General features: G+C 60.8%; 22 protein-coding genes and 2 pseudogenes. 16 read left to right on the top strand and 8 right to left on the bottom strand.

What is annotated here, in order from left to right:
* Position 1: 1 nt before the first annotated feature.
* Entirely contained in the window at positions 2–913 is a 912-nt protein-coding gene (locus V8689_RS24020) for a LysR substrate-binding domain-containing protein (protein ID WP_434520636.1), read from the bottom strand.
* A 190-nt stretch (positions 914–1,103) separates the two neighbouring features.
* Between V8689_RS24020 and V8689_RS24015 the strand changes: the two genes are divergently transcribed.
* The 4 genes from V8689_RS24015 to V8689_RS24000 all read left to right on the top strand — a co-directional run bounded on the left by V8689_RS24015 (position 1,104) and on the right by V8689_RS24000 (position 5,448).
* Positions 1,104–1,868 carry a sulfite exporter TauE/SafE family protein gene (locus V8689_RS24015; RefSeq protein WP_056788692.1) on the top strand — a complete coding sequence of 255 codons (765 nt, stop codon included), beginning with the start codon at positions 1,104–1,106 and terminating at the stop codon, positions 1,866–1,868.
* A 42-nt stretch (positions 1,869–1,910) separates the two neighbouring features.
* A complete protein-coding gene (locus V8689_RS24010; RefSeq protein ID WP_056788694.1) occupies positions 1,911–2,807 on the top strand; it encodes a LysR family transcriptional regulator in 897 nt (298 codons plus the stop codon).
* A 103-nt stretch (positions 2,808–2,910) separates the two neighbouring features.
* The gene (locus tag V8689_RS24005) at positions 2,911–3,804 is read left to right on the top strand and encodes an NAD-dependent epimerase/dehydratase family protein (RefSeq protein WP_056788696.1); all 894 of its coding nucleotides are present in this window, start codon (positions 2,911–2,913) and stop codon (positions 3,802–3,804) included.
* A 198-nt stretch (positions 3,805–4,002) separates the two neighbouring features.
* Positions 4,003–5,448 (top strand): SulP family inorganic anion transporter, encoded by a 1,446-nt coding sequence (locus tag V8689_RS24000; RefSeq protein ID WP_056788699.1) that lies wholly within the window; start codon positions 4,003–4,005, stop codon positions 5,446–5,448.
* Positions 5,449–5,613: 165 nt separating this feature from the next.
* On the opposite strand, the gene V8689_RS23995 is transcribed toward V8689_RS24000, so the two are convergent.
* On the bottom strand, positions 5,614–5,988 hold the full coding sequence (locus tag V8689_RS23995; protein ID WP_056788701.1) for a lysozyme inhibitor LprI family protein: 375 nt from the start codon (positions 5,986–5,988) through the stop codon (positions 5,614–5,616).
* A gap of 189 nt (positions 5,989–6,177) precedes the next feature.
* Here V8689_RS23995 and V8689_RS23990 point away from each other — a divergent pair, with 189 nt between their 5' ends.
* Genes V8689_RS23990 through V8689_RS23975 form a run of 4 tightly spaced genes read left to right on the top strand, consistent with a single transcriptional unit; the run spans position 6,178 to position 10,325 of the window.
* Complete coding sequence (locus tag V8689_RS23990; protein WP_032895331.1) at positions 6,178–7,581, top strand: gluconate:H+ symporter; 1,404 nt, start codon at positions 6,178–6,180, stop codon at positions 7,579–7,581.
* 20 nt (positions 7,582–7,601) lie between these two features.
* Positions 7,602–8,462: a MurR/RpiR family transcriptional regulator gene (locus tag V8689_RS23985; RefSeq protein WP_056788704.1), complete on the top strand. Its 861-nt coding sequence runs from the start codon at positions 7,602–7,604 to the stop codon at positions 8,460–8,462.
* Position 8,463: 1 nt separating this feature from the next.
* A complete protein-coding gene (locus V8689_RS23980) occupies positions 8,464–9,927 on the top strand; it encodes an N-acyl-D-amino-acid deacylase family protein (protein ID WP_056788707.1) in 1,464 nt (487 codons plus the stop codon).
* A 29-nt stretch (positions 9,928–9,956) separates the two neighbouring features.
* Positions 9,957–10,325 carry a glyoxalase superfamily protein gene (locus V8689_RS23975; RefSeq protein WP_056788709.1) on the top strand — a complete coding sequence of 123 codons (369 nt, stop codon included), beginning with the start codon at positions 9,957–9,959 and terminating at the stop codon, positions 10,323–10,325.
* Positions 10,326–10,969: 644 nt separating this feature from the next.
* Here the strand turns inward: V8689_RS23975 and V8689_RS23970 are convergent.
* Together V8689_RS23970 and V8689_RS23965 are read right to left on the bottom strand one after the other, a co-directional pair.
* A pseudogene (locus V8689_RS23970) lies at positions 10,970–11,566 on the bottom strand (methyl-accepting chemotaxis protein); the annotation flags it as partial.
* 306 nt (positions 11,567–11,872) lie between these two features.
* Positions 11,873–12,889, bottom strand: a pseudogene (locus V8689_RS23965) (methyl-accepting chemotaxis protein); the annotation flags it as partial.
* 255 nt (positions 12,890–13,144) lie between these two features.
* Here V8689_RS23965 and V8689_RS23960 point away from each other — a divergent pair.
* A complete protein-coding gene (locus V8689_RS23960) occupies positions 13,145–13,762 on the top strand; it encodes an FKBP-type peptidyl-prolyl cis-trans isomerase (protein ID WP_003194089.1) in 618 nt (205 codons plus the stop codon).
* Positions 13,763–13,889: 127 nt separating this feature from the next.
* Here V8689_RS23960 and V8689_RS23955 read toward each other — a convergent pair whose 3' ends face one another.
* The 3 genes from V8689_RS23955 to V8689_RS23945 all read right to left on the bottom strand — a co-directional run bounded on the left by V8689_RS23955 (position 13,890) and on the right by V8689_RS23945 (position 15,786).
* Positions 13,890–14,147, bottom strand: a complete 258-nt coding sequence (locus V8689_RS23955; protein WP_003194088.1) for a PA4570 family protein — start codon at positions 14,145–14,147, stop codon at positions 13,890–13,892.
* A gap of 159 nt (positions 14,148–14,306) precedes the next feature.
* Complete coding sequence (locus V8689_RS23950; protein WP_003194087.1) at positions 14,307–14,648, bottom strand: zinc ribbon domain-containing protein YjdM; 342 nt, start codon at positions 14,646–14,648, stop codon at positions 14,307–14,309.
* 169 nt (positions 14,649–14,817) lie between these two features.
* Positions 14,818–15,786 carry a polyprenyl synthetase family protein gene (locus V8689_RS23945; protein WP_003194086.1) on the bottom strand — a complete coding sequence of 323 codons (969 nt, stop codon included), beginning with the start codon at positions 15,784–15,786 and terminating at the stop codon, positions 14,818–14,820.
* A 239-nt stretch (positions 15,787–16,025) separates the two neighbouring features.
* Here V8689_RS23945 and rplU point away from each other — a divergent pair, with 239 nt between their 5' ends.
* The 7 genes from rplU to V8689_RS23910 all read left to right on the top strand — a co-directional run bounded on the left by rplU (position 16,026) and on the right by V8689_RS23910 (position 21,632).
* Complete coding sequence (gene rplU, locus V8689_RS23940; RefSeq protein WP_007950961.1) at positions 16,026–16,340, top strand: 50S ribosomal protein L21; 315 nt, start codon at positions 16,026–16,028, stop codon at positions 16,338–16,340.
* A 34-nt stretch (positions 16,341–16,374) separates the two neighbouring features.
* Entirely contained in the window at positions 16,375–16,632 is a 258-nt protein-coding gene (gene rpmA / locus V8689_RS23935; RefSeq protein ID WP_003176049.1) for a 50S ribosomal protein L27, read from the top strand.
* A 192-nt stretch (positions 16,633–16,824) separates the two neighbouring features.
* On the top strand, positions 16,825–18,048 hold the full coding sequence (gene cgtA / locus V8689_RS23930) for an Obg family GTPase CgtA (protein WP_003194084.1): 1,224 nt from the start codon (positions 16,825–16,827) through the stop codon (positions 18,046–18,048).
* A gap of 109 nt (positions 18,049–18,157) precedes the next feature.
* Positions 18,158–19,276 carry a glutamate 5-kinase gene (proB, locus tag V8689_RS23925; protein ID WP_003194083.1) on the top strand — a complete coding sequence of 373 codons (1,119 nt, stop codon included), beginning with the start codon at positions 18,158–18,160 and terminating at the stop codon, positions 19,274–19,276.
* A 16-nt stretch (positions 19,277–19,292) separates the two neighbouring features.
* Positions 19,293–19,757 carry a CreA family protein gene (locus V8689_RS23920; RefSeq protein ID WP_003194082.1) on the top strand — a complete coding sequence of 155 codons (465 nt, stop codon included), beginning with the start codon at positions 19,293–19,295 and terminating at the stop codon, positions 19,755–19,757.
* 102 nt (positions 19,758–19,859) lie between these two features.
* Positions 19,860–20,342 carry a glutathione peroxidase gene (locus V8689_RS23915; protein ID WP_056788716.1) on the top strand — a complete coding sequence of 161 codons (483 nt, stop codon included), beginning with the start codon at positions 19,860–19,862 and terminating at the stop codon, positions 20,340–20,342.
* A gap of 186 nt (positions 20,343–20,528) precedes the next feature.
* Positions 20,529–21,632 carry an NADH:flavin oxidoreductase gene (locus V8689_RS23910; protein ID WP_056788719.1) on the top strand — a complete coding sequence of 368 codons (1,104 nt, stop codon included), beginning with the start codon at positions 20,529–20,531 and terminating at the stop codon, positions 21,630–21,632.
* Here the strand turns inward: V8689_RS23910 and V8689_RS23905 are convergent.
* Positions 21,601–22,803, bottom strand: coding sequence for a glycosyltransferase family 4 protein (locus V8689_RS23905; protein WP_056788723.1), 1,203 nt, complete (start codon positions 22,801–22,803; stop codon positions 21,601–21,603). The genes V8689_RS23910 and V8689_RS23905 overlap by 32 nt on opposite strands.
* Between the last annotated feature and the right edge of the window lie 18 nt (positions 22,804–22,821).

The following is a 22,821-nucleotide window of genomic DNA, read 5'->3' as shown; positions in this document are numbered from 1 at the left end:
GTTATCGTTGACGATCTTCGCGAGCAAGCTCGCTCCCACACGGGGCGGCGAGCGCAGCGAGTAAGGTGCTGGCGTAACCGGGCAGTTGCTCGAACGAGCGTGCGCATAACAACAGTTTGCGGCAGGCCCATTCTTCTTGCAGGGGGTGGGCCTTGAAGCGGCGCGCAGGTGGCCAACGGTCCAAGGCGGCCTGAGGCACGATGCCCAGGCCGGCGCCGCCGGCGACCATGCGAATCACCCCGTCAAAGCTATCGGCGCGGATACGTGTGTGCAGACGAAAGCCTGCGTGCAAGGCCTGTTCCTCCAGGTACACCGCCAGCGCACTGTTGGCTGCCAGGCTGACGTAATCGTATTGCAAGCTGTCGATAAACCCCGCAGTAGTCAGCGGATGGTCGAGGGGCGTGATCAGCACCAGTGGGTCGTCGCGAAACGCCAGGGTCTGCAAGCCGTGGGTGTCTACCGCATCGGAAATAATCCCCAGGTCGGCGGTGCCCTGGCGCAAGGCGTGGGTAATGCGCAGGCTGGGCAACTCTTGCAGGTCTATATCGAGGTTGGGGTGTTTGCGCAGAAACTGTGCGAGCAGTTCCGGCAGGTATTCGCTGAGGGCGGTGGTGTTGCATAGCAAGCGTACCTGGCCTTTGACGCCGTTGGCGTATTCGGCCAGGTCCTGTTGCAGGTGGTCGGCCTGTTGCAACAGCAGGCGAGCATGCCGGGCCAGGGCTTTGCCCGCTGGTGTCGGGGTGACGCCACGGCGGCCGCGCTCGAGAAACGCGATGCCCAGTGAAGACTCCATTGCTCGGATGCGGGCGCTGGCGGCAGCCAGGGACAGGTGGCTGCGGGCCGCGCCGGCGGTGATATTGCCGGTGTCCAGGATGTGCAGGTAGAGGCGCAGGTCGATCAGGTCAAAGTGCATGGCTGGGAGTTTTCCGGTGACTGTGCGGGCCTCATCGCAGGCAAGCCAGCTCCCACATTGGAATGTATTCACAATTCAAGGTGTGGGAGCTGGCTTGCCTGCGATAGCGGTATCAGCCTCACACAAAACAAGAGGCTGCCTCAGTATATGGCGAATTTCTCAAGCTATGAAAAAGCCCCAGAATGCAGCTATGAATACCTTCCTCGCGTTCTACCAAAACCTCGGCCCCGCCCTGACAGCGCTGGTCATCACCACCTTCCTGCTGGCCGGTACGGTCAAGGGCGTCATTGGCCTGGGCCTGCCCACCGTGGCTATGGGTATGCTTGGCCTGGCTATGTTGCCCGCGCAGGCTGCGGCATTGCTGATCATTCCTTCGACGGTGACCAACCTCTGGCAACTGTCCTTTGGCGGCCACTTGGGGGCTTTGCTCAAACGCCTGTGGCCGATGCTGTTGCTGATTTTCCTCGGCACCGGGCTGGGCACTATGTGGCTGGGCATGGGCAGTGGGCCTTGGGTGGTGCGTGCCTTGGGCGCGGCGTTACTGGTGTATGCCTTGAGCGGGTTATTCCTGCCGACCTTCAGGGTCGCACCCCGCACTGAGCGTTGGCTGGGGCCCTTGTGCGGGCTGGTCACCGGCATCATCACCTCGGCCACCGGTGTCTTCGTGATCCCTGCGGTACCGTATCTGCAAGCCCTGGGCTTGAGCCGTGATCAGTTGGTGCAGGCGCTGGGGCTGTCATTCACCGTGTCGACACTGGCGCTGGCCGCCGGGCTGGCTTGGCGTGGTGCGTTGGGCGGCGCTGAAGTCGGTGCGTCGGTGTTGGCGCTGTTGCCGGCCTTGCTGGGGATGTGGCTGGGCCAGGTGGTACGTCGGCGCATCAGTGCCTTGTGGTTCAAGCGTGGATTTTTCACCGGCATGGCGTTGTTGGGAGGCCATTTGTTGCTGGCTGGTTAATAATGACCGGGCATTTGTCAGCCGTTTAATGAAGGACTGCCCGTGAAAGCCCGATCGGATGAGCTACAGATTTTTGTCAGCGTGATCGAGTGCGGCTCGATTTCCGCCGCCGCCGAAAAAGTCGGGCAAACGCCATCGGCGGTCAGCCGCACGCTGTCGCGCCTGGAAGCCAAGCTCGACACCACCTTGATCAACCGCACCACGCGGCGCATGGACCTGACCGAAGAGGGCAAGTACTTCTTCGAACAGGCCAAGGTGATCCTGGCGCAGATGGACGAGCTGGAAGAGCGCCTGTCCTCGCGCCAGAAAAAACCGGCCGGGCGCCTACGTATCAACGCCGCCGTGCCGTTCATGCTGCATGGGATCGTGCCGTACATCGCCGAATTTCGCAGCCTCTACCCGGATATCCAGCTGGAGCTCAACAGCGATGATTTGATCATCGACCTGCTGGAGCAAAGCACCGACATCGCCATTCGCATCGGCGCTCTGGCCGACTCGACCCTGCATGCGCGCTTTCTGGGCAGCACGCCGCTGCATGTCCTGGCCAGCCCCGAATACCTTAAGCAGTACGGCACACCCACGACCGTGGCCGAACTGGCCGACCACACGCTGCTGGGCTTCACCCACACCGAAACCCTCAACCACTGGCCGTTGCGTCACGGCGAAGGTGACCGCTGGCTGATCCAGCCCGGCGTCAGCGCCTCCAGTGGTGAAACCTTGCGGCAGTTGGCGCTGGAAGGGCAGGGCATTAGTTGTCTGTCCAACTTCATGACGGTGCACGATATTGAAGCCGGGCGCCTGGTGCCATTGCTCGAGGCGTTCAACAGTGGCTATCGCCAGCCGATCCACGCCGTGTTCTACCGCAACTCGCAATTGGCGTTGCGCATCCAGTGCTTCCTGGACTTTATTCAGGCCAAGTTGGCGCGGTATGCCAGCTGATTCGTGATCTGAGCGCAAGAGTGAATTGGGCCGCACGGGCTTATTCAGGCAGCAGTGGGGTTGGATACTGGGCGCATCACTTACCCAGTCAGGAGCAACATCCATGAATGTATTCGTTACCGGCGCCGCAGGGTTTATCGGCGGTTCCATCGCCACCGGCCTGGTCAAGGCCGGCCATCACGTCGCCGGCCTGGTGCGCAGCGCCGAGCAAGCTGCCGAAATGACCGCCCTGGGCATCACGCCGGTGATCGGTACCCTAGACGACGCCGCCGTATTGACCGCGCAGGCGCAGAAGGCCGATGCGGTAATCAACGCCGCCAGCAGCGACCACCGCGTCGCCGTGGAAACCCTGTTGGCGGCCTTGAAAGGCTCTAACAAGCCGTTCCTGCACACCAGCGGTTCGAGCATCGTGGGCGATGCGTCGGGCGGCAAGGCCAGTGAAACCATCTACTTCGAAGACAACCTGCCTGAGCCGACCGTCGACAAGGCCGCCCGCGTGGCCATCGACAACCTGATCCTCGCGGCCGCCAACGACGGCGTGAATTCGGCGGTGATCTGCAACACCCTGATCTACGGCCACAGCTTGGGCGTGAAGCGTGACAGCGTGCAATTGCCGCGCTTGCTCAAGCAGGCACGCAAAAGCGGGGTGGTGCGCCATGTGGGCCCTGGGCAGAACATTTGGTCCAACGTGCATATTGAAGACGTGGTGGCCTTGTATCTGCTGGCGTTGACCAAGAACGTACCGGGTACTTTCTATTTTGTGGAAAGCAGCGAAGCGGCGTTCATCGACATGACCACGGCGATTGCCCAAGCCCTAAACCTGGGCAAACCACAGGATTGGCCATTGGCCGAGGCTGAGGCCGAGTGGGGCTATGAAATGGCCAATTACGGGTTGGGCTCCAATAGCCGAGTACGTGGCAAGCAGGCCCGTGAACTGTTGGGGTGGGCGCCTCAGCGCACGTCGGTGGTGGAGTGGATTCGCGACGAGATGGTCTGATGTTCGCTTAGCACCGCGGTGCGGCCTTCGCAGGCAAGCCAGCTCCCACATTGTTCAGGTGTGAATCCTGTCAAATGTGGGAGCGGGCTTGCCTGCGAAAGGGGCGACTCGGTACATCAGACCTGACACTTCACTAGCCCCACCCGCCGCAATTTCGTACCATTCCCCGCCTTATCCCCCGCAATTCCCTGGTACTCCATGAACCTCACCCGTCTGCGCGCCGACGCCCTGGCCGGCCTCACCACGTCTTTCGCCTTGCTGCCCGAATGCATCGCCTTTGCGCTGGTGGCCCATCTCAACCCGCTGATGGGCCTCTACGGCGCTTTCATCATTTGCACCCTCACCGCATTGTTCGGCGGCCGTCCCGGCATGGTGTCCGGTGCGGCAGGTTCCATGGCAGTGGTGATCGTCGCGTTGGTGGTGCAACACGGCGTGGAGTATTTGCTGGCGACGGTGTTGCTCGGCGGCTTGATCATGGTCGCTTTCGGCCTGCTGCGCCTGGGCAAGCTGGTGCGCATGGTGCCGCATTCGGTGATGCTCGGCTTCGTCAACGGCCTGGCGATCATCATTGCGCTGGCGCAACTGGAGCATTTCAAGAGCGGTGAAACCTGGCTCAGCGGCACGCCGTTGTACGTAATGGCTGGGCTGGTGGCTGTCACCATGGCGATTGTGTACCTGTTGCCGCGCCTGACCCGTGCCGTACCGCCCGCGCTGGTGGCGATTCTGAGTGTTGGCGTGGCGGTGTACCTGCTCGGTTTGCCGACCCGTACATTGGGGGATATGGCGCACATCGCCGGTGGCTTGCCGACCTTCGCGCTGCCGCAGATCCCCTGGACCCTGGAAACTCTCGGCATTATCGCGCCGTACGCGTTTTTGATGGCGATGGTCGGCCTGTTGGAAACCCTGCTGACCCTCAACCTCACCGACGAAATCACCGAGACCCGTGGCTACCCCGACCGCGAAAGCGTGGCCCTGGGCGCGGCGAATATGGTTTCGGGCCTGTTTGGCGGCATGGGCGGTTGCGCGATGATCGGGCAAACCGTGATCAACCTCAGCTCCGGCGGGCGTGGGCGTTTCTCCGGGGTGTTTGCCGGGGTGATGATTCTGTTGTTCATTCTGTTTCTGTCGCCACTGATCGAGCGGATCCCGCTGGCGGCGTTGGTGGGCGTGATGTTCGTGGTGTCGCAACAGACCTTCGCCTGGGCGTCGTTGCGGGTGATCAACAAGGTGCCGCTCAATGATGTGCTGGTGATCATGGCGGTGACGATCATCACCGTGTTCACCGACCTGGCCACCGCCGTGCTGTGCGGTATCGTCATTGCCGCGCTGAACTTCGCCTGGCAGCAGGCGCGGGAACTGTACGCTGATGAACACCTGGAGGCCGATGGCAGCAAGCTCTATCGGCTGCACGGCACGTTGTTCTTCGCCTCGACCACGCCGTTTTTGAACCAGTTCGACCCCGCCAACGACCCGGCCCAGGTCACGCTGGATTGCCGTCACCTGAGCTTTGTCGACTATTCGGCGATTGCCGCGCTGATGACCCTGCGCGAGCGCTACACCAAGGCTGGCAAGCACCTGCGGGTGCTGCATTTATCCGAGCGCTGCAAAAAGCTGCTCAAGCGCGCCAAGGTTCACCACGACTGAACCCCTACCTCATTGTAGGAGCGAGGGGGACGCCTAGTTCTTGCTCGCGAAAATCGTCAACGATAACGCGGGCATTCTGATGCACTGCGGCGTTCTCGGGTTTTTCGCGAGCAAGCTCGCTCCTACAGGGGGCGAGGTCGTTATTACGAGGGGGCGAGGTCGTTATTACGGGCCGACCAGGTCTTCCAGCTCCTGGGCACGGGTCTGGGTCATGTCCAGCACGCAGCCTGTGCCGTTTACCTGATCAATGGTGCCGCCAGTGGCACTGCCGGCGAAGGCGCAATTGGCGTCGCGGTATTTGATCCACAGGCGCTGCACGTCTTGCAGCTGCTGTTTGCGCGCGCCTTCCTGGGCGGCGAGGGCGGTCTTGTAGGCGCGGTTCAGGCGGTCGTCCTGCACCTTGGTTTGCTTGGCGTTGCAATTGACCATGTCTGCGGTGCTATTGGCGCTGTCCATGCATGTTTTCAAGGCAGCGTTGTCGGCGGCATAAGCGCTGCCGCACAAGAGTAAGACGCTGGCGGCGATTGTGGTGCGAATCATGAGCGGTTTCCTGGGCAGTGGATGCGCAGTCTATGACTCAAGGGCGGCGTTTGAGTTTCCGCCTTCTCTGATCTTCATGTAAGAACACCCCTCGAATTTTCATCCGCTAACGTCGGGCATATCCCCAAGCGACAGCGCTTATCCGTGGGCGAAAATTACTTTCATAAAAATTGAAAATGCTCCTCGGGAATGATTTATGAGTTTCACAACCAATTCGACGTGACCCTTTCCGAGGAGTACCGCATGGCCGCATTACCGGGCTTCGGGCTGTTGGCATACGCTGCCATCGCCATCATTGCATTGATCGTGCTGATTGCACGCTACCGACTCAACCCCTTTATCGTGATTACCCTGGTGTCCATCGGCCTGGCGCTGATGGCCGGGATGCCAGCGGACACCATCATGGGTTCGTACGAGGCGGGTGTCGGCAAGACCCTGGGGCATATCGCCCTGGTGGTGGCGCTGGGCACCATGCTCGGCAAGATGATGGCCGAATCCGGGGGCGCCGAGCAGGTGGCGCGCACGCTGATCAACCGCTTCGGTGAGCGCAATGCTCACTGGGCGATGGTGTGCATTGCGTTCCTGGTGGGGCTGCCGCTGTTTTTCGAAGTCGGCTTTGTGTTGCTGGTGCCGATTGCCTTTACCGTGGCGCGGCGCGTGGGCGTGTCGATCCTGATGGTCGGGCTGCCGATGGTCGCCGGCCTGTCGGTGGTGCATGCGTTGGTGCCGCCGCACCCGGCGGCGATGATGGCGGTGCTGGCCTATAACGCCTCGGTCGGGCAGACGGTGCTGTATGCGATCCTGATTGGCATCCCCACGGCGATCATTGCCGGCCCCGTCTACGCCAAGTTCATCGTGCCGCACATTCATTTGCCAGCGGAAAACCCGCTGGAGCGCCAGTTCATCGAGCGTGAACCGCGTACGCGCCTGCCCAGTTTTGCGCTGACTATGGGCACCATCCTGTTGCCGGTGGTGTTGATGATGATCGGCGGCTGGGCCAACGTGATTTCCACGCCGGGCAGCGGTTTCAACCAGTTCCTGTTGTTTATCGGCAACTCGGTGATCGCCCTGTTGGTGGCGACCCTGGTGAGCTTCTGGACCTTGGGCCTGGCCCAGGGCTTCAACCGCGAGTCGATCCTCAAGTTCACCAACGAATGCCTGGCGCCGACCGCCAGCATCACCTTGCTGGTGGGCGCGGGCGGTGGTTTGAATCGCATCCTGGTGGACGCCGGCGTCACCCATGAAATCCTCGGCCTGGCCCATGCGTTCCAGTTGTCGCCGCTGGTGATGGGCTGGCTGTTCGCCGCGTTGATGCGCGTCGCTACTGGCTCGGCTACGGTGGCCATGACCACCGCGTCCGGGGTGGTCGCGCCGGTCGCTTTGGGCTTGGGTTATCCACACCCGGAATTGCTGGTGCTGGCGACCGGTGCAGGCTCGGTGATCTTTTCCCACGTGAACGACGGCGGCTTCTGGCTGATCAAGGAATACTTCAATATGACGGTCATCCAGACCTTCAAGACTTGGACCGTACTGGAGACCTTGATTTCGCTGGTCGCCTTCGGCCTGACCTACGGTCTGTCCCTTGTTTTATGAGCCTGTAACCCGGAGCCCCCATGGACATCCTCTACCAGATCCGCGCCCGCCAGGCCGCTTTCAGTGCCGGCGAAGGGCGTATCGCCAAGCTGATGCTTGAGGATGTGGGCTTTGCCGCCTCCGCCAGCCTGGAGGAGTTGTCTGCACGGGCCGAGGTGAGTACCGCCACCTTGTCACGCTTTGCCCGCAGCGTGGGCTGCCGTGACTTGCGCGATTTGCGCCTGCAATTGGCCCAGGCCAGTGGTGTGGGCAGCCGCTTCCTCGACCCGGCCGGCAAGCCAGAACAGTCGGCGTTTCATCGGCAGATTCTGGGGGACATCGAGGCGACGTTGCGTCAGCACCTGTCGGGTTTCAATCAGCGCAGCTTTGGCGACGCGGTCAAGCTGTTGGGCAAGGCACGGATGATCCATGCGTTCGGCATGGGCGGGCCGTCGAGCCTGTGCAGCGATGAGTTGCAGGTGCGCCTGGTGCGGCTGGGTTATCCGATTGCCGCCAGCCATGACCCGGTGATGATGCGTGTCACGGCGGCGACCCTAGGGTCCGAACATGCCGTCATTGTCTGCTCGCTCACGGGCCTGACCCCCGAGTTACTGGAGGTGGTCACGCTGGCGCGCAACTACGACGCGCGGATCATTGCCATAACCATTGCCGATTCGCCCCTAGCGCAGTTGGCAGATGTCGTGCTGCCGCTGCAATCGGCGGAAACCAGCTTTATCTACAAGCCCACTGCGGCGCGCTACGGCATGCTGCTGGCTATCGACCTGCTCGCCACCGAGCTGGCGCTGGCTCTGCCGGACGACAACCAGGAACGCCTGCGCCGGATCAAACTGGCCCTCGACGATTACCGCGGCGGCCCTGGCAGCCTGCCGCTTGGAGACTGATATGAAGTACGACACGCTGATTCGCCAGGCGCTGATCATCGATGGCAGTAACACTCCAGGGTATGTCGCTGATGTGGGCGTGCACGCAGGGCGCATCCGCACGATTGGCGACTTGTCCACAGCCCAGGCCGAGCAGGTCATCGACGCCCATGGCCGGGTATTGGCGCCGGGTTTTATCGACGTGCACACCCACGATGACACGGTGGTGATCCGCCAGCCGCAGATGCTGCCCAAGCTCAGCCAGGGCGTGACCACGGTGATTGTCGGCAACTGTGGCATCAGCGCCGCGCCGGTCAGTTTGCGCAGCGACCCGCCAGACCCGATGAACTTGCTGGGCACCCGCGAGGCGTTCTCTTATCCACGGTTTGCCGACTACCGCGCCGCGGTGCAACGCGCCTGCCCGGCGGTGAACGTCGCCGCGTTGATCGGCCACACGGCGCTGCGCAGCAACCATATGGACGACCTGCACCGCACCGCCACACCCTATGAAATTGCGGCCATGCGCGTGCAGTTGCAGGAGAGCCTGGAGGCCGGCGCCCTGGGTTTATCCACAGGCCTGGCCTACGCCAGCGCGTTCAACGCCGAGACCGATGAAGTGCTGCAACTGACCCAAGAGCTGACGGCCTACGGCGCGGTGTACACCACCCATTTGCGTAGCGAGTTCGAACCGGTGCTGGAGGCGATGGATGAAGCGTTCTTGATCGGCCGAGAGGCGAGGGTGCCGGTGATCATTTCCCACCTTAAATGCGCCGGAGCCGGTAATTGGGGGCGCAGCCCGCAGCTGTTGGCGGCCCTGGAAGCGGCGGCAAAAGATCATCCGGTGGGCTGTGATTGCTACCCCTATGCCGCCAGCTCCTCGACCCTGGACCTCAAGCAAGTCACCGACGCGTTTCGCATCACTATCACCTGGTCCACACCGCACCCGGACATGGGCGGGCGCGATTTGCAGGACATCGCCGCCGAGTGGGGCGTTTCGCTGATGGAGGCCGCCCGCCGTTTGCAACCTGCGGGCGCTGTGTACTACGGCATGGATGAGGCGGATGTACGGCGCATTCTTGCGCACCCGTTATCGATGGTGGGTTCGGATGGGTTGCCTGAAGACCCGTTTCCTCACCCGCGCTTGTGGGGCGCCTTTCCACGGGTGCTGGGGCATTTCAGCCGGGATGTCGGCTTGTTCCCGTTGCACACGGCGGTGCACAAGATGACCGGCTTGTCGGCGGCGCGCTTTGGGCTGGCCGAGCGTGGTGAGATCCGTGAAGGGCACTGGGCCGACCTGGTGTTATTCGACCCGCAGCGGGTGCGGGATGTGGCTGATTTCAAGGCACCCCAGCGCGCCGCTGAAGGGATTGAGGGGGTGTGGGTCAATGGCGTATTGAGCTATCGCGAGGGGCAGGCCAACGGTGAGAGAGCAGGCCTGTTCCTGGCGCGCAACGGGGATTTGCGTGGCGGGTTTTCGTCTCTATAGTTGGGGTTCTTTTAGATGGAGCTGTTGCCATGCACTTAGGAAAAGTCACCCCCATCCTGCGGATTTTCGACGAGGCCAAGGCGTTGGAGTTCTACGTCGATTTTCTGGGGTTCAAGGTTGATTGGCAGCATCGCTTCGAGGCGAATTTCCCGTTGTACCTGCAAGTGTCGCTGGGGGAGTGTGTGCTGCATTTGTCCGAGCATCATGGCGATGCTTCGCCAGGGGCGGCCGTGCGGATCCAGGCCCAAGGGGTCGACGTGTATCAGCAGCAGTTGCTGGGCAAAGCGTACCGTCATGCCAAGCCAGGGGTTGAAGATACGCCTTGGGGGACGCGGGAAATGAGCATCCGCGATCCGTTTGGGAATCGGCTGGTGTTTGTCGAGGACAGCGAGGGCTGATGGGTAAATGGCAGGCAATAAAAAACCGCCTTAGTAGGGCGGTTTTTTATTGCAAACCCAGTGAGTGGCTGGGGTTTGCTATCTCAAAGGACGCATTGACCCGCACGTGGATACTACCGCCGGTCGGTCACGTCTTCACGCAACACGGAACGATGGCCGGCATGGATACTTTAGGCATTTTTCTCTTGCCAGATTTGACTGCAAAAGCTTGCAATGAATCTATCGGGCGATACTGGATATTTGACCACTGTTGGACACACCTTAGACGGGAATGTTGGTTAGGATCTTCCCCGTTCTGCGTTTGTCGCTTTTGGGTGGGCCGGGTATGCACGCGAATTCTGGACCGACCGCCACGGGCTAGTAATCCGTGCCGGATTGATGCGGAAGGACCACTGGCCCGGCCACCTCAAAGGACGCATTGACCCGCGTCCAAAGGCTCACGTGTTCCGGTAAGTGCGCTGGAGGTAAGGCCCAACTCAAGGAGGGCCGAGTATGTCTAAGTTTGCACGACGTACGTGGAACCTCGTAGTGAATGCTCTACGTGTTTATCACGTGTGGACATTCCTGCGGGACAGCTTTGATGACCTGTAAGGTCTGAGAAGTGGAGCCGCCTCGGCTTAAATTGAGGCGGCTTTTTTGGTTTTTTAAACCCGGAAATGACTGACCATCTGCTGCAACTGGCTACCCAATCGAGCCAGTTCCACACTCGACTTGGCCGTCTCATCACTGGCCGTAGCGGTCTGCTCGGACACGTCCCGCACATTCACGATACTGCGGCTGATCTCTTCGGCCACGGCGCTTTGCTGTTCGGCGGCCGCTGCGATCTGCTGGTTCATCGACTGGATATTCGACACGGTGCGGGTGATGTTTTCCAAGGATACCCCGGCCTTGCGCGTCAGTTCGACGCTGCTGTCGGTCAGGCTGCGGCTGTTGTTCATCACGTTGGCCACTTGTTGGGTACCGTTCTGCAAACCGGCCACCAGGCCTTCGATTTCCTCGGTGGACTTCTGTGTACGTTGCGCCAGGCCACGCACTTCGTCAGCGACCACGGCAAAGCCACGGCCAGCTTCCCCGGCACGCGCAGCTTCAATGGCGGCGTTGAGGGCCAGCAGGTTGGTCTGTTCGGCCACGGCCTTGATCACGTCCATCACGCTGCCAATCTTGTTGCTCTCTTGTTGCAGGTGCGTCATGGCGTCGGTGGAGCGCGCCACTTCGGCTGCCAGGCGTTCGATCTGGGCGATAGCTTCAGCCACTACTTTATCGCCTTCGCGGGCTTGGCCGTCGGCGTCGGAAGCGGCTTGCGAGGCTTGTTCGGCATTGCGTGCGACTTCCTGCACGGTGGCGGTCATTTCATGCATGGCGGTGGCGACCTGATCGGTCTCGATCTTCTGGCTGTTCACACCGGCGCTGGTCTGCTCGGTCACGGCTGACAACTCTTCGGCGGCGCTGGCGATCTGAGTGACGCCGTCGCGAATGCCGCTGATCAGCTCGCGCAAGGTAGTGCCCATGCGCTGGATGCCTTGCTGCAACACGCCCAGTTCGTCACGACGGGTCACCTGGATGTTGTGGCTCAGGTCACCCGACGCGATGCGTTCTACCACGGCCAGCGTCTCCTGGATCGGACGGGTGATCTGGCGCGTGATCACCCACGCAGCAATCACGCCGACCAACAGGGCCAGCAAGGTGCTGATCAACTGCAGGCTGCGCGCCTGGGTGCTTTCAGCGTCGCGACGTTCCAGTTGGATGTCGTACAGCTTGTCGCTGATCGTCACGATATCCGCGCCCTGGGTGGTCATTTCGGCACGGGCGGTGACGATATCGGCGTTGGCCGCTTTGTAGCTCTGTACCGCACTGCGATAAGCAACGAGGGCGGTTTCCAGTGCGGACAATGCGCTTTGCTGCCCAGTACCGAAGGCAACGCTGAGGCCTTTCAAACCGGCGACAGCTTTTTCCAGCTGTGTAGCCGCGCGGGCTTCGGTTTCTGCGTTGGGGCTATTGGTATAGCCGCGCACTTCGTAGCGAGCCTGCAGGAATTCGTTCTTGGCCTGGGTCACGGCCACAAACTGCGTGAACCGTTCCGGGCTGTCGGGTGACTGCTGCACACTGGTTTCCAGCGCATTGATTTGTGCGTTGGCGATGTCGGCCTTGGCACCCATGACATCGCGCGCAGCGTTGCCATTGCGATAGGCCTCGCGCATTTTGCTCAGGGACTGGCGGTAAGCGGTAATCACGTCTTTCTGCTCATTGAGCAGCTTGAGGTTTTCCGGGCTCTTGAAGCTGTCCAGCAGCTTCTGTTGCTGGGCAGCGAAGGCATCGAGGCTGGTCTGCACGTTCTGCGCCACGGCTTCGTCGCCATTGGCCAGCATGTATTGCAAGCGCACGATACGCAGCTTGGTCAACGAGGCGTTGAGCTGAGTGATGTCGCTCATCCAATTGCTACGGTCGATCAAGCCGCCCAGGCTGGTCCAGCCCGTCAGCGCCAGGACTGAAGTGAGGACCAACACCAGGCCGAAGCCCAGGCCGAGTTTGAGATTGACACTGATGTTACCGAACCAGCTGTTCATCGAAAGCTCCTTGAAGAGTGATGTCTGTCTGCTGGACGGTGTGTTTTTGTTTGAGCCAGCCAAGATGTGTAGGGCTGTATCGGCGGCAAAGGACGATTCTGAAATACTTTTATTGGTCGTCGACGAAGGGTCGCTGGCGCGCTACGGCAAAGCCGGGGTGGGGCTGATCACGGCCCGCTCATGTGTGCTAGTCTGCGGGCCCTTTTAGTTCTGGGCGGCGCGGGAAACTGTGGCGTCCTACAGCGGAGCCTCTTCATGTCCGAAGTTAATCTGTCCACCGACGAAACCCGCGTCAGCTACGGTATCGGCCGTCAGTTGGGCGACCAACTGCGCGACAACCCGCCACCGGGCGTCAGCCTGGACGCGATCCTGGCCGGCCTGACCGACGCGTTCGCAGGCAAGCCAAGCCGTGTTGACCAAGAGCAAATGGCGGCCAGCTTCAAAGTGATCCGTGAAATCATGCAAGCCGAAGCCGCTGCCAAGGCTGAAGCTGCAGCAGGCGCTGGCCTGGCTTTCCTGGCGGAAAACGCCAAGCGTGACGGCATCACCACCCTGGCTTCCGGCCTGCAATTTGAAGTGCTGACGGCGGGTACCGGCGCCAAGCCGACCCGTGAAGACCAAGTGCGTACTCACTACCACGGCACCCTGATCGACGGCACTGTGTTCGACAGCTCCTACGAGCGCGGCCAGCCTGCAGAATTTCCGGTTGGCGGCGTGATCGCCGGCTGGACCGAAGCCCTGCAACTGATGAATGCCGGCAGCAAATGGCGCCTGTACGTGCCGAGCGAACTGGCTTACGGCGCTCAAGGCGTTGGCAGCATCCCGCCACACAGCGTTCTGGTATTCGACGTCGAGCTGCTCGACGTTCTGTAAGCCCCGTACTTGTAGGAGCGAGCTCGCTCGCGAAGAACGTCAACGATAACGCGTAAAACCTGGTTTAACGCGGTGCCTTTGATATCTTCGCGAGCAAGCTCGCTCCTACAGTGTTGGCCGTTGTTTCTCATGGATGGAACTTGCCATTGAGCTCCGTCGCCGGGCGCAACGCTCGTGCATAGCAGAATAGAAACAGATTCCTTACTACTTCCTTCAGCACCCCAGGCTCACTGGAACTCAGGCCGTTTACGTCCAGATCGCCCTGGTCTTGCAGCTCGTTCAGCGCTTCTTCTTCAAGCACCGCGCAGACTTCACCGGTTTCCCGATGCAGGATTCGCAGGTAAGGGTGTGGGCGATCCAGCCAGGCATCTATCAAATAAGTCATGGTCGTTCTCCTTGATGGGTTTCAATGAGAATAATTCTTATTCGTAGAATAGCAAGCGTCTATTGGCAGTTTCTGTTTTTTTCTGTGTGGGTATTGCGTTCGATCAACGCAGAGGGCAAAACGCCACCCCGCGGCGGGCGCGGGATGGATGCAGCGGATTCAGACCTTGCGCACGAACTCGGACTTGAGCTTCATCGGGCCGATACCGTCGATCTTGCAATCGATATCGTGGTCGCCGTCGCACAGGCGGATGTTCTTGACCTTGGTGCCGACCTTGACCACCAGGGAAGTGCCCTTGACCTTGAGGTCCTTGATCACGGTGATGGTGTCGCCGTCCTGCAGGACGTTGCCCACAGAGTCTTTCTTCACGGTTTCATCGCCAACCACTTCGGCCTCGCCAGTGGCGGACCATTCATGGGCGCATTCCGGGCAGATCAGCTGGGCGCCGTCTTCGTAGGTGTATTCGGAATTGCATTTCGGGCAGGGAGGCAACGTGCTCACTAAAGCTCCTAGAAAGTCAGGGATGGCTAAAAGTCGCACATTATATAGGGTTTAAGCGCGGGTGGGGCTGGACTCTTTCTAATGTGGGAGCTGGCTTGCCTGCGATAGCGGCAGTGAATTCACTACAGTCATCGCAGGCAAGCCAGCTCCCACATTAAAAAGTGCTAGATCAGTGAGTACGGGCGACCGCAAACTCACTGAGCTCAACCAGGGCATCCCGGTATTCGCTGGCCGGCAGGGCTTCCAGACACGTAATCGCCCGCGCCACGTAGTCACGCGCCAGTTGCGCGGTGTACTCCAGGGAACCCGAGGCTTCCACAGCGGCACGGATGGCTTCCAGGTCTTCGATCCCGCCTTTCTGGATCGCCTTGCGCACCAGGGCGGCCTGTTCCGGCGTGCCTTCGCGCATGGTGTAGATCAGCGGCAAGGTCGGCTTGCCCTCGGCCAGGTCGTCACCGACGTTCTTGCCCAGGGTTTCGGCGTCGCCCTTGTAATCGAGCAGGTCATCCACCAGTTGGAACGCCACGCCCAGGTGATCACCGAACGTGCGCAGCGCCTCGGCCTGTTCGGCGGTGGCTCCACACAGCGCGGCGGCACTGTGGGTCGAGGCTTCGAAGAGCATCGCGGTTTTGCCGCGAATCACTTCCATGTAGGTTTCTTCGGTGGTGCTGGCGTCGCGGACTTTGGACAGCTGCAACACTTCGCCTTCGGCGATGATGCGTGTGGCCTGTGAAAGAATCTTCATCACGGGCATCGAGCCCAGCTCGACCATCATTTCGAACGAGCGCGAATACAGGAAGTCGCCCACCAACACGCTGGGCGCATTGCCCCACATGGCGTTTGCGGTCTCGCGACCACGGCGCATGCCGGACATGTCGACCACGTCGTCATGCAGCAGGGTGGCGGTGTGCAGGAATTCGATGGTGGCGGCCAGCAGGCGCAGGTCATCGCCTTGACGGCCCAGGGCCTTGCCACACAGCAACACTAATAAAGGACGCAGGCGTTTGCCGCCCGCCGACGTAATGTAGTCGCCAATTTTGGAGACCAGCGGCACTTTAGACGTCAGCTGCTGCTTGATGATGCCGTCGACGGCGCTAAAATCGTCCGCGACCGCGCGGTAGAAAGCTTGGGGTTGCATCAGCGACAGTCGCTCCAGAAGGGTTGCGCGGCATGCTAGGACCCTCACCCCGCAGTGTCAAGGCGCGATAGACGGCCCCTTGCAACACCCCTTTACCTTGCGTACAATCGCGCACCCTGAACTTCCTGGGCAGCACCTGCCTTACGCAATTGCATTCGGGACGTCCATCCCATGCAGCCATGCCAGCCAATACCTCTTCTTATAAAGCGCTGGGTGAGCAGGATTATCGGAGAAATACCATGTCGTACGCAGTAATTGTTACTGGTGGCAAGCAATACAAAGTCGCCCCAGGTGAATACCTGAAGATCGAGAAACTGGAAGTCGCTACTGGCGAATCCGTTACTTTTGATCGCGTTCTGTTGGTCGCCAATGGCGATGACGTGAACATCGGCGCTCCAGTTGTTGCTGGCGCTACCGTTGTGGCTGAAGTGATCTCCCAAGGTCGTCACGATAAAGTCCGCATCATCAAGTTCCGTCGTCGTAAGCACCACATGAAGCGTATGGGCCACCGCCAGTGGTACACCGAGATCAAAATCACCGGTATTCAGGCTTAATTTCAGCCTAATTCCTCACTAGGAGAATTGACTCATGGCACACAAAAAAGCTGGTGGTAGTACCCGTAACGGTCGCGACTCAGAAGCCAAACGCCTTGGCGTGAAGATGTATGGCGGCCAGAAAATCATTCCGGGCAACATCATCGTGCGTCAGCGCGGCACCCAATTCCACGCCGGTTACGGTGTTGGCATGGGTAAAGATCACACCCTCTTCGCTAAAATCGAAGGCGTGATCAAGTTCGAAGTAAAGGGCGCGTTCAACCGCCGTTACGTGAGCGTTGTCGCAGCTTAATTGCGAGATCGCTGGAAAAGCCCTGTCTTGCGACGGGGCTTTTTCGTTTGTGGAGTGAGTCTCTTGCAAAGCTGTCTGTGATGAGCTCAGGCGCTGGTTTGCGGTCGCTGATTGAGGTCGCTGCGCTCATTTTTGCAAGAGTCTTATGTCTTGGTTTCTTAAGCTCGTCCATGCGGCGAGAGGCGTTTTGTTATGAAGTTCGTTGATGAAGTTTCCATCCGAGTAAAAGCAGGCGACGGCGGTAACGGTTGCATGAGTTTCCGTCGCGAAAAATTCATCGAAAACGGTGGCCCGAACGGCGGTGACGGCGGTGACGGCGGTTCCATCTACATGATGGCCGACGAAAACCTCAACACCCTGGTCGACTACCGTTACACCCGGCACTTCGATGCCGAGCGTGGCTCCAACGGCGGCAGCACCGACTGCACCGGTAAAAAAGGCGAAGACCTGGTACTGCGCGTACCGGTCGGCACCACGATCATCGACTCCGCGACCCAGGAAGTGATTGGCGACCTGACCAAGGCCGGCCAGAAGCTGATGGTTGTGCAGGGCGGCTGGCACGGTCTGGGTAACACCCGATTCAAGTCCAGCACCAACCGTGCACCGCGCCAGACCACGCCGGGCAAGCCGGGCGAGCAGCGCGACCTGAAGCTGGAAATGAAAGTACTGGCGGACGTGGGCCTGTTGGGCCTGCCGAACGCGGGTAAAAGTACCTTCATCCGCTCGGTATCGGCCGCCAAGCCGAAAGTCGCCGACTACCCGTTCACGACTCTGGTGCCAAACCTGGGCGTGGTCAGCGTAGACCGCTGGAAAAGCTTCGTGGTTGCCGACATTCCTGGCTTGATCGAAGGCGCTTCCGACGGCGCAGGCCTGGGTATCCGCTTCCTCAAGCACTTGTCGCGCACCCGTTTGCTGCTGCACCTCGTCGACATGGCACCGCTGGATGACACCAGTGCCGCCGATGCCGCCGAAGTCATCGTCAGCGAGCTGACCAAGTTCAGCCCGGCCCTGGCCGAGCGCGATCGCTGGTTGGTACTGAACAAGTGCGACCAGATCCTCGAAGAAGAGCACGAAGAGCGCGTCAAGGAGATCGTTGATCGCCTGGAGTGGGAAGGTCCGGTCTATGTCATCTCGGCCATCGCCAAAGAAGGCACCGAGCGCCTGACCCGCGACATCATGCGTTACCTGGAAGACCGTGCCGACCGCCTGGCGGCCGACCCGGTGTACAAGGCCGAACTCGCCGAGCTCGACCAGCAGATCGAAGACGAAGCCCGTGCCCAGTTGCAGGCCCTGGACGACCAGCGTGCCCTGCGCCGCAGCGGCGTTAAGTCGGTCCACGACATCGGTGACGATGATTGGGACGAAGAAGACGTGGATGATGAAGACGGTCCGGAAATCATTTACGTGCGTGACTGATCCGTTGCGATAAACTTGAACGCCGCTCCCTGGAGCGGCGTTTTGGTATCCGGGTATAACGTTATGGGCAGCGCTGGGTCGCGCGGCCCTCACTCTAAGGTTGAAGATGATGCGGAGCAAAGTGACAGGTGCGCAGCGCTGGGTCGTGAAAATCGGCAGTGCGCTGTTGACGGCGGATGGCAAAGGTCTGGATCGCGCAGCCATGAGCGTCTGGGTCGAGCAGATGGTGGCCTTGCATGAAGCAGGCGTTGAGTTGGTGCTGGTGTCGTCCGGAGCGGTTGCCGCCGGGATGAGCCGCCTCGGCTGGACCGCGCGACCCAGCGCGATGCACGAACTGCAAGCCGCCGCCGCCATCGGCCAGATGGGCCTGGTGCAAGCCTGGGAGTCCAGCTTTGCCGAGCACGGCCGCCACACGGCGCAGGTGCTGTTGACCCACGACGACCTGTCCGACCGCAAGCGCTACCTCAACGCCCGCAGCACCTTGCGCGCGCTGGTGGAGCTCAAGGTCATCCCGGTCATCAACGAGAACGACACCGTGGTCACCGACGAAATCCGCTTCGGTGACAACGACACCCTGGCCGCCTTGGTGGCCAATCTGGTAGAGGCCGACCTGCTGGTGATCCTCACCGACCGCGATGGCATGTTCGACGCCGACCCGCGCAACAACCCCGATGCCCAGCTTATCTACGAAGCCCGCGCCGATGACCCGGCGCTGGATGCGGTCGCCGGCAGTGTCGGCGGTGCCCTGGGCCGCGGTGGCATGCAGACCAAGCTGCGCGCCGCGCGCCTGGCGGCGCGTTCGGGGGCCCACACCATTATCGTCGGCGGGCGCCTGGAGCGCGTGCTCGATCGCCTCAAGGCCGGTGAGCGCATCGGTACGCTGCTGTCGCCGGAGCGCGGCATGCTGGCGGCGCGCAAGCAATGGCTGGCCGGTCATCTGCAAACCCGTGGCACGCTGGTGCTGGACGCGGGCGCAGTAGCGGCGTTGTCCCAGGGCAACAAGAGCCTGCTGCCGGTGGGTGTGAAGTTGGTGCAGGGCAGCTTCCGTCGTGGCGAGATGGTGGTGTGCGTCGCCCCAGACGGTCGTGAGATTGCGCGCGGCCTGGCCAACTACAGCGCCCTGGAAGCACAGAAGATTATTGGACAACCCTCCGACGCCATTGTCGGACTCTTGGGTTATATGGCAGAACCGGAACTGGTTCACCGCGACAACCTGATCCTGGTCTAACCATAGGAAATACACGATGCGCGTGATGAAGGGATTGCTTGGCCTGCTGCTGGCCATGCCGCTGCTGGCCTCGGCCGAAGAAGTCGGCCAGGTGTCGACGGTGTTCAAGTTCGTCGGCCCCAACGACCGGATTGTGGTCGAAGCGTTTGACGACCCCAAGGTCGATGGCGTGACCTGCTACCTGTCCCGCGCCAAGACCGGCGGGGTAAAGGGCGGACTGGGCCTGGCCGAAGACCGTGCCGAAGCCTCGATCGCTTGCCGCCAAGTGGGCCCGATCCATTTCAAGGGTGAGCTCAAGGACGGCGACGAAGTGTTCAAGGAGCGCACCTCCCTGGTGTTCAAGACCATGCAGGTCGTGCGTTTCCTCGACAAGAAGCGCAACACCCTGGTGTATCTGGTCTACAGTGACCGCCTGATCGAAGGCAGCCCGCAGAATGCGGTGACGGCGATTCCGATTTTGCCCTGGCCGACCGCTCAGTAACCTGCAGGCGAGTTTCGTCACCGGCGTCTATGATTGCAGCTTTGCCGGTTGTAAGCTCCGAAGGGCTGCAATGCAAAGAACATGGGATATCTGGAGTTCGTCATGAGTGCTTTCCACGATCTGAAACTCAAAGCCTTGGACGGACAAGCGCTACCGCTGGCGCCTTTCAAGGGCCAAGTCGTGCTGGTGGTCAATGTGGCGTCCAAATGTGGTTTGACCCCGCAATATGCGGCGTTGGAGAACCTCTACCAGCAGTACAAGGACCAAGGGTTTACCGTGCTTGGCGTGCCCTGCAACCAGTTTGCCGGTCAGGAACCGGGCAGCGAGGAAGAAATCCGCGAGTTCTGTAGCCTGAACTACGGCGTGACCTTTCCACTGGGCAGCAAGATCGAGGTCAACGGCCCTGATCGGCACCAGTTGTACCGCTTGCTGGCGGGCGAGGGCGCTGAATTCCCCGGGGATATCACCTGGAACTTCGAGAAATTCCTGTTAGGTAAAGATGGCCGCGTACTTGCGCGCTTCTCACCCCGTACGCCCCCAGACGATCCCTCCATCATCCAGGCCATCGAAAAAGCCCTGAGCTGACGCCAGTGACGGCCTGATCGTTCCCACGCTCTGCGTTGATCGTTCCCACGCTCTGCGTGGGAATGCCACCCTGGACGCTCCGCGTCCCGCTTTTACCCCTTAATCATTTAGATCAATAGTGCTACTCAGCGCTGCAAGCTCTCCATATTATCCGCATCATAAATTCAGTCCCCCGTGGAGCGTTCCATGCCCGTCCAAGCCTTGTTCAAACCCTTCCAGCTCGGCGCATTGCAACTGTCGACCCGCGTGGTCATGGCGCCCATGACCCGCTCGTTCTCCCCAGGTGGCGTACCCAACTCCAAAGTCATTGAGTACTACCGTCGCCGTGCCGCTGCCGGTGTGGGCTTGATCATCACTGAAGGCACCGTGGTCGATCATCCAGCTTCCAACGGCTACCCCAACGTACCGCATTTCTATGGTGAAGCCGCCTTGGCTGGCTGGAAGAAAGTGGTCGATGCGGTCCACGCTGAAGGCGGCAAGATTGTCCCGCAGCTGTGGCATGTGGGCAGTGTGCGCCGTATCGGCACCGAGCCTGACGCCAGCGTGCCGGCCTATGGCCCGATGGAAAAGCTCAAGGACGGCAATGTCGTTGTGCACGGCATGACCAAGCAAGACATCAAGGACGTGATCAACGCCTTCGCCCAGGCCGCCAAGGATGCCCAGGCGATCGGCATGGACGGCGTGGAAATCCACGGTGCCCACGGCTACCTCGTCGACCAGTTTTTCTGGGAAGGCAGCAACCAGCGCACCGACGAATACGGTGGCAGCCTGGCCAACCGTTCGCGCTTTGCCATTGAACTGATCCAGGCGACCCGCGCTGCTGTCGGCCCGGACTTTCCGATTATCTTGCGTTTCTCCCAGTGGAAGCAGCAGGACTACACCGCGCGCCTGGTACAAACCCCTGAAGCGTTGGGTGAGTTCCTCAAGCCACTGGCTGACGCTGGCGTGGATATTTTCCACTGCTCCACCCGCCGTTTCTGGGAGCCGGAATTTGAAGGCTCCGACCTCAACCTGGCCGGCTGGACGCGTCAGCTCACCGGCAAGCCAACCATCACCGTGGGCAGCGTGGGCCTGGATGGCGAGTTCCTGCAGTTCATGGTCAACACCGACAAGGTCGCCCAGCCTGCCAGCCTGGAGAAGCTGCTGGAGCGCCTGAACAACGATGAGTTCGACCTTGTGGCAGTGGGCCGTGCCTTGCTGGTGGACCCGGATTGGGCCGTGAAGGTACGCGAAGGGCGCGAGGGCGACATCTTGCCCTTCAGTCGTGAGGCGTTGATGACCCTGGTGTGAGCGGTGAGAGGGCAGGCACTCGCTGACCGTCCTCGCATACCCCACGCAACTGGCGCTCGAATTGCTCGATAATCGCCGGCCAGCCCTGACGGCTGGCATGTTGTCGGGCATTCAAGCGCGCTCTGCGTAGCGTTTCACGCTCCTCCAGCAGCCAGACGGCCGCATCGCAAAACGCGTTTTCATCCCCAGGCATTGCCAGTGCGCCGCTATAGCCATGACGCAGATGCTGGCTTGCGGCTGCTTGATCGTAAGCCACCACGCCCAGGCCTGAAGCCATCGCTTCAAGTACCACATTGCCGAAGGTTTCGGTCAGGCTTGGGAACAGGAACAAATCCCCTGAGGCGTAATGCTTTGCCAACTCCTCGCCGCGTTGAGCTCCGCAGAACACCGCATCGGGCAAGTCACGTTCCAGTGACGAACGTTGGGGGCCATCACCGACGATAATCAGCTTCATGCGCCGCCTTGGGTAGGTAGCTTGCAATGCCTCAAAGCAGCGCTTGAGCAGCCCCAGATTCTTCTCCTGGGCCAGGCGTCCCACATGCAGGACGGCAATATCGTCGTTCTCCAAGCCCCAATCATCACGCAAGGCATTATTGCGTTTGACTGGATGGAACAGATGGCTGTCCACCCCCCGCGACAACATGCCCAGACGCTCGAAATGTCGACGCTCCAACTCCAGGCGCTGACTGGCACTTGGCACCAGGGTCAGGCTTGAGCGGTTATGAAACCAACGCAGGTAATGGGTGACCACGCGGCTCAACAGGCTCAAGCCATACTGGTTCGAATACTGCTGGAAATTGGTATGAAAGCCGCTGACCACGCTGATGCCCAGGCGCCGCGCGGCGCGCAACGCCGAAAGCCCCAGCGGCCCTTCCGTGGCGATATACAACACATCGGGGCGCTGGCGTGTCCAGCGGCGCAGCAACTTGCGCATTGACGATTGGCCCCATTGCAGGCCTGGATAGCCGGGCAGTGGCCAGCCGCGGCACAGCAGCAGTTCATCGTCGCTGGGGCGGCTTTGGTCGGCATTCTGGCGTGGGCGTACCAGCTCGACCTGATGGCCGCGTGAGCGTAAACCTTCGCACAGACGGCCAAGGGTATTGGCCACCCCGTTGATTTCCGGCGGGAAGGTTTCGGTAATGAGGGTGATGTGAAGCGAGGCTGTCGTCATGACCCACAGTGTCGGCGT

This window comes from Pseudomonas sp. AK181 (assembly GCF_051122975.1).
Lineage (GTDB): Bacteria > Pseudomonadota > Gammaproteobacteria > Pseudomonadales > Pseudomonadaceae > Aquipseudomonas > Aquipseudomonas lactis.
This window is presented reverse-complemented; position numbering and strand designations above follow the sequence as displayed.

What these genes read in the sequence shown, in the direction of transcription:
- V8689_RS24020 (WP_434520636.1), bottom strand. Translation starts at nt 913, where the DNA reads ATGCACTTTGACCTGATCGACCTGCGCCTCTACCTGCACATCCTGGAC.
- V8689_RS24015 (WP_056788692.1), top strand. Translation starts at nt 1,104, where the DNA reads ATGAATACCTTCCTCGCGTTCTACCAAAACCTCGGCCCCGCCCTGACA.
- V8689_RS24005 (WP_056788696.1), top strand. Translation starts at nt 2,911, where the DNA reads ATGAATGTATTCGTTACCGGCGCCGCAGGGTTTATCGGCGGTTCCATC.
- V8689_RS24000 (WP_056788699.1), top strand. Translation starts at nt 4,003, where the DNA reads ATGAACCTCACCCGTCTGCGCGCCGACGCCCTGGCCGGCCTCACCACG.
- V8689_RS23995 (WP_056788701.1), bottom strand. Translation starts at nt 5,988, where the DNA reads ATGATTCGCACCACAATCGCCGCCAGCGTCTTACTCTTGTGCGGCAGC.
- V8689_RS23990 (WP_032895331.1), top strand. Translation starts at nt 6,178, where the DNA reads ATGATTTATGAGTTTCACAACCAATTCGACGTGACCCTTTCCGAGGAG.
- V8689_RS23985 (WP_056788704.1), top strand. Translation starts at nt 7,602, where the DNA reads ATGGACATCCTCTACCAGATCCGCGCCCGCCAGGCCGCTTTCAGTGCC.
- V8689_RS23980 (WP_056788707.1), top strand. Translation starts at nt 8,464, where the DNA reads ATGAAGTACGACACGCTGATTCGCCAGGCGCTGATCATCGATGGCAGT.
- V8689_RS23975 (WP_056788709.1), top strand. Translation starts at nt 9,957, where the DNA reads ATGCACTTAGGAAAAGTCACCCCCATCCTGCGGATTTTCGACGAGGCC.
- V8689_RS23960 (WP_003194089.1), top strand. Translation starts at nt 13,145, where the DNA reads ATGTCCGAAGTTAATCTGTCCACCGACGAAACCCGCGTCAGCTACGGT.
- V8689_RS23955 (WP_003194088.1), bottom strand. Translation starts at nt 14,147, where the DNA reads ATGACTTATTTGATAGATGCCTGGCTGGATCGCCCACACCCTTACCTG.
- V8689_RS23945 (WP_003194086.1), bottom strand. Translation starts at nt 15,786, where the DNA reads ATGCAACCCCAAGCTTTCTACCGCGCGGTCGCGGACGATTTTAGCGCC.
- rplU (WP_007950961.1), top strand. Translation starts at nt 16,026, where the DNA reads ATGTCGTACGCAGTAATTGTTACTGGTGGCAAGCAATACAAAGTCGCC.
- rpmA (WP_003176049.1), top strand. Translation starts at nt 16,375, where the DNA reads ATGGCACACAAAAAAGCTGGTGGTAGTACCCGTAACGGTCGCGACTCA.
- cgtA (WP_003194084.1), top strand. Translation starts at nt 16,825, where the DNA reads ATGAAGTTCGTTGATGAAGTTTCCATCCGAGTAAAAGCAGGCGACGGC.
- proB (WP_003194083.1), top strand. Translation starts at nt 18,158, where the DNA reads ATGCGGAGCAAAGTGACAGGTGCGCAGCGCTGGGTCGTGAAAATCGGC.
- V8689_RS23920 (WP_003194082.1), top strand. Translation starts at nt 19,293, where the DNA reads ATGCGCGTGATGAAGGGATTGCTTGGCCTGCTGCTGGCCATGCCGCTG.
- V8689_RS23915 (WP_056788716.1), top strand. Translation starts at nt 19,860, where the DNA reads ATGAGTGCTTTCCACGATCTGAAACTCAAAGCCTTGGACGGACAAGCG.
- V8689_RS23910 (WP_056788719.1), top strand. Translation starts at nt 20,529, where the DNA reads ATGCCCGTCCAAGCCTTGTTCAAACCCTTCCAGCTCGGCGCATTGCAA.
- V8689_RS23905 (WP_056788723.1), bottom strand. Translation starts at nt 22,803, where the DNA reads ATGACGACAGCCTCGCTTCACATCACCCTCATTACCGAAACCTTCCCG.